General features: G+C 70.4%; 12 protein-coding genes. 6 read left to right on the top strand and 6 right to left on the bottom strand.

Going from position 1 to position 9,787, the window contains the following annotated elements; translation table 11 throughout:
* The 3 genes from FV228_RS11850 to FV228_RS11840 all read right to left on the bottom strand — a co-directional run.
* On the bottom strand, positions 1-1,704 hold a 1,704-nt coding region (locus tag FV228_RS11850; protein WP_147854808.1), incomplete at its 3' end, for a protein-disulfide reductase DsbD domain-containing protein.
* A 650-nt stretch (positions 1,705-2,354) separates the two neighbouring features.
* Positions 2,355-2,654: a hypothetical protein gene (locus FV228_RS11845; RefSeq protein ID WP_147854807.1), complete on the bottom strand. Its 300-nt coding sequence runs from the start codon at positions 2,652-2,654 to the stop codon at positions 2,355-2,357.
* Positions 2,655-2,774: 120 nt separating this feature from the next.
* Positions 2,775-4,607, bottom strand: a complete 1,833-nt coding sequence (locus FV228_RS11840) for an aminopeptidase P family protein (protein WP_147854806.1) — start codon at positions 4,605-4,607, stop codon at positions 2,775-2,777.
* A 181-nt stretch (positions 4,608-4,788) separates the two neighbouring features.
* Between FV228_RS11840 and FV228_RS11835 the strand changes: the two genes are divergently transcribed.
* Positions 4,789-5,049 (top strand): hypothetical protein, encoded by a 261-nt coding sequence (locus tag FV228_RS11835; protein WP_147854805.1) that lies wholly within the window; start codon positions 4,789-4,791, stop codon positions 5,047-5,049.
* A gap of 38 nt (positions 5,050-5,087) precedes the next feature.
* On the opposite strand, the gene FV228_RS34180 is transcribed toward FV228_RS11835, so the two are convergent.
* Both FV228_RS34180 and FV228_RS11825 read right to left on the bottom strand, forming a co-directional pair.
* Positions 5,088-5,276, bottom strand: coding sequence for an Rmf/CrpP family protein (locus tag FV228_RS34180; protein WP_147854804.1), 189 nt, complete (start codon positions 5,274-5,276; stop codon positions 5,088-5,090).
* 30 nt (positions 5,277-5,306) lie between these two features.
* The gene (locus FV228_RS11825; RefSeq protein WP_147854803.1) at positions 5,307-6,227 is read right to left on the bottom strand and encodes a 50S ribosomal protein L11 methyltransferase; all 921 of its coding nucleotides are present in this window, start codon (positions 6,225-6,227) and stop codon (positions 5,307-5,309) included.
* A gap of 279 nt (positions 6,228-6,506) precedes the next feature.
* Between FV228_RS11825 and FV228_RS33060 the strand changes: the two genes are divergently transcribed.
* From FV228_RS33060 to modB, 4 genes are all read left to right on the top strand, one after another.
* The gene (locus FV228_RS33060) at positions 6,507-6,650 is read left to right on the top strand and encodes a hypothetical protein (RefSeq protein WP_187277708.1); all 144 of its coding nucleotides are present in this window, start codon (positions 6,507-6,509) and stop codon (positions 6,648-6,650) included.
* Positions 6,651-6,814: 164 nt separating this feature from the next.
* Positions 6,815-7,012, top strand: a complete 198-nt coding sequence (locus tag FV228_RS11820) for a hypothetical protein (protein WP_147854802.1) — start codon at positions 6,815-6,817, stop codon at positions 7,010-7,012.
* A gap of 87 nt (positions 7,013-7,099) precedes the next feature.
* Complete coding sequence (gene modA / locus FV228_RS11815) at positions 7,100-7,909, top strand: molybdate ABC transporter substrate-binding protein (protein WP_147854801.1); 810 nt, start codon at positions 7,100-7,102, stop codon at positions 7,907-7,909.
* Positions 7,910-7,927: 18 nt separating this feature from the next.
* Complete coding sequence (gene modB / locus FV228_RS11810; protein ID WP_147854800.1) at positions 7,928-8,620, top strand: molybdate ABC transporter permease subunit; 693 nt, start codon at positions 7,928-7,930, stop codon at positions 8,618-8,620.
* A gap of 38 nt (positions 8,621-8,658) precedes the next feature.
* On the opposite strand, the gene FV228_RS11805 is transcribed toward modB, so the two are convergent.
* The gene (locus FV228_RS11805; protein WP_147854799.1) at positions 8,659-9,315 is read right to left on the bottom strand and encodes a glutathione S-transferase; all 657 of its coding nucleotides are present in this window, start codon (positions 9,313-9,315) and stop codon (positions 8,659-8,661) included.
* Between the two features lie 65 nt (positions 9,316-9,380).
* On the opposite strand from FV228_RS11805, the gene FV228_RS11800 reads away from it, so the two are divergent.
* Positions 9,381-9,787: ATP-binding cassette domain-containing protein (locus tag FV228_RS11800; RefSeq protein ID WP_147854798.1), on the top strand; the 407-nt coding region annotated here is incomplete at its 3' end.

The raw sequence follows: 9,787 nt of genomic DNA, 5'->3' as shown, positions 1-9,787 counted from the left end.
GAGCAGCGCGACGCCCTGGACGATGGGGCCGACCCGCGGGGCCGCGGCGCGTCCGTGCTCCCAGGCCCAGGCCGCGAAGCCCACCAGCACGAGGCCGATCAGCGCCGCCAGCAGCCCCTGCGGGCCGACCTGCTGGGCCAGGACCCAGATCAGCCACGCCACCGTGGCGTAGACCGGGAAGGCCAGAACCTGCTTGAGGGTCTCCATCCAGGCCCCCGGCCGCGGCAGCGCCCGCAGGGCCGGCGGCCACAGGGTCAGCGCTAGGAAGGGCAGGGCGAGGCCCAGGCCCAGGCAGGCGAACACCGCAAGCGCGACGCCGGCGCTCTGGGTCAGCGCGAAACCCACGGCCGAGCCCATGAACGGCGCCGTGCAGGGGGTCGCGACCAGGGTCGCGAGCACGCCCGTGAAGTACGAGCCGCTCAGGCCCGAGCGCCGGGCCAGCCCGTCGCCGATGCCGGCGAGCCGTCCGCCGACATGGACCATTCCCGACAGGCTCAGGCCCATGGCGAGCAGCAGATAGGCGAGCCCGGCCACCACGGAAGGCGATTGCAGCTGGAAACCCCAGCCGATCGCGGCCCCGCCGCCCTTGAGGGCGAGCAGCAGGCCGGCGAGGCCGAGGAAGCTCGCCAGCACGCCCGCCGTGTAGGCGAGGCCGTGCAGGCGCACGCGCGCCGCGCTCTCGCCGGCATGCCGCACGAGGCCGAGCACCTTGATCGACAGGACGGGGAAGACGCAGGGCATCAGGTTGAGGATCAGCCCGCCCAGGAAGGCCAGGCCCGCCGCGGTCGCCAGGGTCAGCGCGTCGAAAACCGGGGCGACCGGTTGGGCTGCGGCGGAAGCCTCGGGCGCAGCCGCAGGGGCCGGCAGCACCGGCTCGTCCCCGTACGCGAAGGCGAGGCGGTGCGTGCCGCCGCCGGTCTCCTCGTCCACGGTGAGCACGCCCGGCAGGGCCGCCGGTGCCGGATCCGTAGGGGTGCTCCGGGCGAGGGTGAGGTGCAGTCCGGATTCGTCGACGCGCATCACCTGGGCGGCGGCGTTATCGATCGCGGTCTCGGAATAGGGGAAGAACGATGCGGCCTTGATGGTCTCGGGCTTGAGGCCGGGCGCGGCGAAGTCGAGCTGCAGGGTGTCGCCCTGACTCGAGAGTTGCAGCGGCCAGAGCGCCGGGGTGGGCAAGGCGGTGCGGGCGCGCTCGAACAGGGCGGCCTGCTCGGCATCGGGCCGGGGCTCGCCCACCGACAGGGTGAGGGCGAGGTCGGCGGAGCCCGGGACGCATTCCGTCTCGCAGACCAGATAGGTCAGCTTGGCCTGGATCCGCACCGGATCGGCCGGGTCGAGGCTCGGCGGCGGCGTGACCGGCACGAGCAGGGTGACCTCGCCCTCGTATCCGTAGTTCATCAGCGTCGCGATCGCGATGCGCTCGGGGGCCGGCCACCGGATCGCGCCCGCGTTAAAGCCCGCCGGCAGGGTCCACGTCACCTCCGGCGGCAGGCCGGAATCGCCCGGATTGCGCCAGTAGACGTGCCAGCCCGGCTTCACCTGCATCCGCACCGCCAGGGTGAACGGCTGCGCCCCGGCCACCGCGACCGGCTCGGCCACGAGGCTCGCCCGCACGAGGTCGGGCGGCGTGCGGAACCCCTGCGCGGACGCAGCCGACAGGCTCGCGGCGAGCATCAGGAGCAGGAAGGCGAGGCGGCGGATCATGCTGTCCCTTCGCGCGCGGGGCCGTCGCGGTTTCACCCGGATGTCTTCGGGACCGGCGCGGGCTTTTCCGTGACGAGGCCTCTTATAGCGCGGGGGTCAGCGCCCTGTCCTCCGCTCAGCGCGGTGAGGCCGAGACCATGACGCCGCTGGGATCGCTCAGCGGGGCTCGAACAGGATGAGATTGAGGAACGCCCGTCGCTGATCCGCCCTCAGATGGGCCAGCCGGTTGACCGCGGATCGGGCCGTCTGGAGGGCCGCCCGCGCGTCGGTTTGCATAGAACGACAGGGACGGATCGTAGTCGGCGGCGTGCCGCTTGTCCTGCAACTCAATTACCGGCCGGGCTATCGTTCGCATATAAACATCGAACCCGCCGATGGGTTCGCAAGATTTGATCTTCTGTTCGAGATTTTTTTCAATTTATTCGCATAGAATTCTCAATCGCTGATGGGATATTGAGCGATAGGCCAGGGTCCCAATAGGACTTCCTCGCACGCTTCTGCCGACCACCTCATCAACTGCGGCAGTCAAGATCGCGTGAAACAATCCGTAGTAGACATTCGAAAATGCCCGACGCAACTCGGCTTGACGTAACGAGCCACGATCGATTTGAAGAAGAAAAGCATCTGCCTGTACGAACAGATGGTCAGGATTAATCAGCGTCAAGTTCGTCAAGCTCGCGCTGTTCAGCGTACTGGACGACGATACGCAACGGCTCGCCCGCCTTCCGCAAAGCTTGGCTGATAGCTAGGCCGGCATCGAGCAGCTTGTCGCCGTCGAGTTGGTCCGTCGCGTCGTCCGAGACGATCAGTTGGACGCGCCTGACGTCTTCGCCGTCAGACCCTTCCATATCGCCGAGGCAAACTTTCTGCACCAGAGCGCTCCCGAAGGACGCATTGGCAGCCTTTTTCGCGACCTCGGCGAGATCCTGTGAGCGTCGGGGCATGGTCAAGCACCCTCGAAAAGCTTGGCCGCGCGTTGCTTGAGCGAACGAGGTCCACCAAGCGGTCTGTCTACTCTGTCGTGCTGCCTGCGCCTGCACAAGGGCGCGCCCAGCAAAGCCTCCCCGCCCTCAACCCGCCAGCGGCGCGGTGGCGCGTTCCAGCCACACGCGGGTTCCGGCATCGACGAGCGGTGCCAGGGTGTCGCGCACCCGGGCGTGATAGGCGTCGATCCAGGTCCGCTCCTCCGGCGCGAGCAGGTCCGGGCGGATCAGCCGCCGGTCGTAGGGAGCGAGCGTCAGGGTCTCGAAGCCGAGCATCGGGCGCTCGCCACCAGGGATCGCGCGCGGCTCGACCAGGACGAGGTTCTCGATCCGGATGCCGTAGGCGCCGGGCGCGTAGTAGCCTGGCTCGTTCGACAGGATCATGCCGGGCTCCAGCGCCACGGTCCCGGTCTTGGCGATGCGCTGCGGCCCCTCATGGACCGACAGGAAGGCGCCGACGCCGTGGCCGGTGCCGTGGTCGAAATCCAGTCCCGCCTGCCAAAGCGGCGCGCGGGCGAAGGCGTCGATCTGGGCGCCGGTCGTGCCCTTCGGAAACACCGCCCGGGCGATGGCGATGTGCCCCTTCAGCACACGGGTGAACCGCTCGCGCATCGCCTCCGTCGGCTCGCCGACCGCGACCGTCCGGGTGATGTCGGTGGTGCCGTCCGGGTATTGCGCCCCGGAATCGATCAGGAACAGCTCGCCAGCCCGCACGGTCCGGTCGCTGGCACGGGTGACCCTGTAATGTACGATCGCGCCGTTCGGGCCGGAGCCCGAGATCGTTGGGAACGACACGTCGCGCAGGTCGCCGCCGGCTGCGCGGAAGTCTTCCAGGGCCTCCACGGCGGCGATCTCGCTCAAGCCCCCCGCGGCGGCGGCGCCGTCGAGCCAAGCCAGGAAGCGCACGACGCTCGCGCCGTCGCGCATATGGGCGGCGCGGGCGCCTTCGATCTCGGCAGCGTTCTTGACCGCCTTCATGGCGGTGATCGGGTCCTTGCCGACATCGGCGGTCCCGCCCGCGGCCTCGATCTTCTCCTTCAGGGCGACGGCGCCCGTCGCGGCATCGACCCGCACGCGCACGCCGCTGAGCGAACCGAGCCCGTCGTCGAGGTCGGCCCGCGACAGGATCTCGGCGACCGGCGCCAGGGCCGTGCGCAGAGCCGGATCGACGTTTGGCGAGACCAGGAACAGCCGTGCCCGCCCTTCGCGCGGAACGATCGCGTAGCCGAGCGCCAGAGGGGTATGGCCGACATCGGAGCCGCGCAGGTTGAACGCCCAGGCGAGGTTGTGCGGGTCGGAGATCACAAGGGCATCGCAGCCGCCCTCGGCCAGGGCCGTGCGCACCCGGGCGAGCTTGTCGGCGACCGACTCACCCGCGAACGCCTGGGGATGGGGAACCACCGGCCCGGCCGGCGGCTTCGGACGGCCTGCCCAGACGGCGTCCACGAGGTTCGGCACGGGCCGCACCGACCCGCCCGCCTTCACGGCGGCCCGCTCCAGGCGGGCGACGCCGTCCGACGTGTGCAGCCAGGGATCGTAGCCGAGAACCTGATCGCGCTTGAGGTTGTCGGCGATCCAGGCCTCCGCGTTCGATTCGGCCAGCGGCACCACGGTGACGACCCCGGTATCGACTTGTTCGGGTGCCTGCAGGGTGTAGCGCCCATCGACGACCAGGGCGGCCGACTCGATCAGGATCAGGGCGGTTCCGGCCGAGCCCGTGAAGCCGGTGAGCCACGCCAGCCGTTCCGCGTCGGCCGGCACGTATTCCGACTGGTGCTCGTCGGCCCGGGGCACCACGAACCCGTCGACGGCGGTCTCGCGCAGGGCCGCGCGCAGGGCCTCGATCCGCTCCGCACCCTTGCGATGGCTCGGGTCGTCGAAGGTCTGGAACCGGGGGCGGGTCGGGCTTGGCTCTGTCATGCGCGGACCCTATCGCCGGCCGGTCCATCGTCGCAACCGGGCGGAATCGACGCGCGGATCGCGCGCAGCCCCGCTTTTCGAACCGTCCACCCACCTTTCGGATGATGCTCGCAGGCGTAACCTATGGTTTAGAGTCGCGCGCAATCTTATCACGCCAGTTCTTTGCCCTATCTCCCAGGTCATGCCACGCCGCGTCTTCTACCGGATCAGCGACAGACCCGACGGTCTCTTCGACGCCATCACCACGATCGAGCCGGATACGGTGATCCGGCGCGACGGCTTCGCGTCGCTCGCGGAGGCGGAGGAGTGGGTCGAGGGTCTGCGTGTCTTGATGGCCGCGCTCGGCGCCCCGGTCGCACACGCGGACGGTGCGGACAGCCCGGTCGCCGAGACGTTGCCGGAAGGATGGAGGGGGCCGGGACGGCTCCGGACCGCGCGATAGCGCAGGGACTGCCTGGGATTTCCGGCGGGGCGCCGGAATCAGGCGTCGGCGATCGGCAGATCCGGGGCTTTGCCGGAGGGTACGCCGTTATAACCCTCCAGCCAAGCGATGCGATCGGATGAGTCGGCCGGGTAAGGACAGGAATCTTTCGGTCGGCCCCGGGCCCGGGCCTGCGCGCCCTCGGTGATGGGATCGGATGGCGGATCGGGACGCGGAATCTGGCTCATGCCCGGGCAATGCGCGGCCCGGATCCCGGTTCAGCGCCGGGGCCGCTTCGCCGCACCGCCGCGGGTCAGCACCAGGGCGACCCAGCCCTCGATCAGGCCGCTTCTCACGAGATGGAAGCCCTGGTGGCGATAGGCCGAGAGCACACCAGACACGTCGCGTTCGATCAGGCCGGACAGGACCAGCACGCCCGCGGGGGCGACCACACGCGACAGGGTCGGGGCGAGGCGGCGCAGGGGCCGCGCGAGGATGTTGGCGAAGACGAGGTCGAAGTGCCGGGTCCGGTCTGCGAGCCGATGGCGCACGCCGGGGCCCTCGTAGAGCTTGAGATAGGGTCCGAGGCCATTGAGGCGGGCGTTCTCCCGGGCGGTCCGGACCGCCTCGCCGTCGAGGTCGCCCGCCACCACCGGCTGCCGCAACGCCTTGGCGGCCGCGAAAGCCAGGATCCCGGTCCCGGTGCCCACATCCAGGACACGCGCCGGACGCCGTCGCTTCAATTCCGCGACCAGCGCCCGCAGGCAACCGAGGGTCGTGCCGTGATGGCCGGTGCCGAACGCCAGGGCCGCCTCGATCTCGATCGGCAGGTCGTTGCCGCGCACCGCATCGCGGTCATGTGCGCCGTGGACGAGGAAGCGGCCGGCCCGGACCGGATTCAGCCCCTCCAGGGATGTCCGGACCCAATCCCGCTCCTCGATGGTGCGGAATTCGGCGACGTCCGCCTCGTCCCCGATCACCGGACGGATCAGATCGCGGACGTAATCCTCGTCCGGAGCGTCCGCGAAGTAGGCCTCGAGCCGCCAGGTGAAGCCATCCGCATCCTCGAACGCCGCCACGGCGGTCTCGGTGGGATCGAACATCTCGCCCAGCAGATCGGTCATGGCCCGGGCCGACCGCTCATCGGTCGTCAGGCGCAGGATGTGAGTCGGGCGGTGGGGTGGCAGACCTTCGAGCATGGTGCCGGGCTGTAGCCCCGGAGCGCGCCGCATCACAGGGGCAGATGCGAAAAAAACCGCATCCGGCGCCGCGATCTCGCCACGTCGGAGGCGAGGATTGCCGATTTGTTGCTGCGTCGACACATCTGACAATCGCCGGACCGAAATCGATTTAAATCAGTTTCCGTGCAGGATTTCGCTGATTACAACAGTCTCGGCTTCCCCAAGGCCAGACCCTCAACTCTGGCGCGCCGCGCTTCGTGTGCCGGCGCGCCCGTTTTGACAGATGACAGCGTCGCCATGAATTCACCCCTGCTCGTCAGCGTCGCCGTCACGCTCACGACGACCCTCGTGGCCACGCTGTGGGCCATCCTGGTCGCGGCCGGGATGAGTCCGGCGCCCGAAGCCGAGCAGCACGGGCGGCGCGACATTCGGACCTGGTGAGGCGGTCCACGCACTCCGGATTCGCTGCGGGCGGCGCCTAGGAATGCGGCAGGGTGTCCAAGCGTTAACCACAGAATCCACAGATCGCCCACGGAACTGGCGACTGGGGCCGACGTTTTTGCCGGCTTCCGCCAGATTGCGTGATCAAGCAGGGTGCGTACAGCGTGACCAAGCCCAGGCGTTCCGGACCGCGCGAGCCCGTCATCGTCAACGATGGGGCGGTCCGCCCTTTACCCCGTGAACGGCTCTTCGGCGGACCGGCGCCGGACGGCCCGCTGCCGGGCCATCTGCTGGTGCTGCTGAGCCGGCTTCACCGGGCCGAGGCGGCGCCACGGGAGCGCCGGGAGACGTCGCGCAACTGAACGGCGCTTGGCCCGCCGGGGCGCCGCACTTAAGGTCCCGGGCGCAGGCGGCCGGTTCACGGGTCGCGCCAGGGGATGCCCGAGCCGATGCCACCCACCCGACGGATCCTGACGCTGCTCGCCGTGCTGGCCCTCGTCCCGGCGACAAGGCCGGCCCGAGCGGCCGATCCGGTGGTCGTCTTCGCCGCAGCGAGCTTGAAGAACGCGTTGGACGACGCGGCGGCCAGCTGGACGAAGGAAACCGGTACGAACACCCGGATCGCGTATGCGGGTTCGAACGCCCTGGCCAAGCAGATCGAGGCAGGGGCGCCGGCCGACCTGTTCATCTCGGCCGACCAGGCCTGGATGGACGACGCAGAGAAGGCCGGCAGCCTGAAGCCCGGCTCGCGCGTCGACCTCCTGCGCAACGCCCTGGTGCTGATCGCGTCCGGGCCGAAGGATGCCGGCTCCGACCCGGAGATCGCCCTGGCGCCGGACCTCGGCTCGACGCTCACCCGGATCCTCGGCGGCGGCAAGCTGGCGATGGCCACGATCGATGCCGTCCCGGCGGGCAGGTACGGCAAGGCCGCCCTTGAGAAGCTCGGGGCCTGGGACGCCGTGAAGGGGCAGGTCGCCCAGGCCGAGAACGTGCGCGCGGCCCTGCTGCTGGTGGCCCGCGGCGAGGCGCCGCTGGGCATCGTCTACGCCACGGACGCCGCCGCCGAGCCGGGCGTCCACGTGGTCGCGACCTTCCCGTCCGACAGCCACCCGCCGATCGTCTATCCGGCCGCGCTGATCAAGGATTCGCGCAACCCCGATGCAGCCGCCTTGCTGGCGTATCTGCGCGGCCCGGCGGCAAAGGCCTCCTTCGAGCGCCAGGGCTTCAGGGTGATGGGCAAGCCCGGCGCCAGCCAGTAGCCGCCCGCGTCCAAGGTCGTGTTCGACCTCCCCCCCGACGCCTGGAACGCCGTCGCCTTGAGCCTACGGGTGGCGAGCGTGGCGACCCTCGCGAGCCTGCTGCCGGGGCTCGCGGTGGCGTGGCTGCTGGCGCGACGCCGGTTCCCCGGGCGGGCGCTGCTCGACGGGCTGGTCCACCTTCCGCTGATCCTGCCGCCGGTGGTGACAGGCTACCTGCTGCTGCTGGCGCTCGGCCGGCGTGGATTCCTCGGGAGCGCGCTCGCGGAGATCGGCATCGTCTTCGCCTTCCGCTGGACCGGGGCCGCGCTCGCCTGCGCGGTGATGGGATTCCCCCTGATGGTGCGGGCGATGCGGCTGTCGATCGAGGCGGTCGATCCCAGACTCGAGCAGGCGGCCGGCACCCTCGGGGCGAGCCCGCTCGTCGTATTCCTCACCGTCACGCTGCCCCTCAGCCTGCCGGGCTGCATTGCGGGTGCCGTGCTGGCCTTCGCCAAGGCGATGGGCGAGTTCGGGGCGACGATCACCTTCGTGTCGAACATCCCCGGGGAGACCCAGACCCTGCCCTCGGCGATCTACACGCTGACCCAGGTCCCGGGCGGGGAGGGGCCGGCCCTGCGCCTCACCCTGATCTCGGTCGCCCTGTCGGTGACGGCCCTGCTGGTCTCGGAGTTCCTGGCGTCCCGCGCTGCGCGCCGGTTGCAGGCGGGCTGATGGCGAGACGCCAGACCGCCGCCCCGTGCAACCGCCGCTCAGGCGTACGCATAGGGGCCGCCCCGCTCCAGCGCCGCTCGGTAGGCCGGGCGAGCATGGATCCGCGCGAGCCAGGCCGTGACCCGCGGCCCGGTCCCGGTCCCGCGGGCTGCGAAGGCCTCCAGCGGGAAGCTCATCATGATGTCGGCCGCGGTGAACTCCCCGCCGCAGAAGAACGGCCTGTCGGCGAGTTCCCCATCCCAGAACGCCGCGTGCCGCCGCAGATCCGGATCGACGAAGCTCTTGAGCACCGTGTCGGCGATCCCGCGGACCAGGGGCCGCAAGGCCCAGGGGCTCTGCGGAGCCAAGCGACCGAACACCAGCTTGAGCAGCAGCGGTGGCATGGCCGAGCCCTCGGCGTAGTGCAGCCAGTAGGTGTAGCGCCCGCGCTCGGGCGTTCCCTGGGCGGGCACCAGAGCGCCGCCGGCCCGGTCGGTCAGGTAGGTGACGATGGCGCCGGTCTCGGCCACCACCGTTTCCTCCTCCGTGATGATCGGCGCCTTGCCGAGCGGATGGAGGGCGATGAGGTCCGGAGGCGCCCGCATGGTCTGCGGATCTCGATCGTAGCGCTTCACCGTGTAGGGGAGGCCGAGTTCCTCCAGCAGCCACAGCACGCGCTGCGAACGGCTGTTCTCGAGGTGGTGGACCGTGATCATCGTGCAAGCTCCGTAGCCGGTGCCAACGCGCTGCGCCGCCGCCCGTGCCGCGGGAGGTACGGGCTATGAGTATCACCGTCGACGTACAGCTCCGGCGCGGCGCCTTCGCGCTGGATGCGGCCTTCGCCGCGGGCCCGGGACTGACCGCCCTGTTCGGGCGTTCGGGATCGGGAAAGACGACGCTGATCGACCTGATCGCCGGGCTGGCCCGGCCGGATCGTGGTCGGATCGTCGCCGGCGGGGCGACGCTCGTCGACACCGCGGCGGGCGTCTTCCTGCCGCCGCACCGGCGCCGTGTCGGGGTGGTGTTCCAGGACGCCCGGCTGTTCCCGCATCTGAGCGTGCGGAGCAATCTCGGCTACGGCCGCATCTTCGCGCGCCGGCCCGCCGACCCGGCCGGCTTTGCCGCGGTGACCGAGATGCTGGGGATCGGCCATCTCCTCGACCGCCGCCCCGTCGGCCTGTCGGGGGG

The sequence above is a fragment of the Methylobacterium sp. WL18 genome (assembly GCF_008040015.1).
In the GTDB taxonomy this organism is placed as follows: Bacteria; Pseudomonadota; Alphaproteobacteria; order Rhizobiales; family Beijerinckiaceae; genus Methylobacterium; species Methylobacterium mesophilicum.
This window is presented reverse-complemented; position numbering and strand designations above follow the sequence as displayed.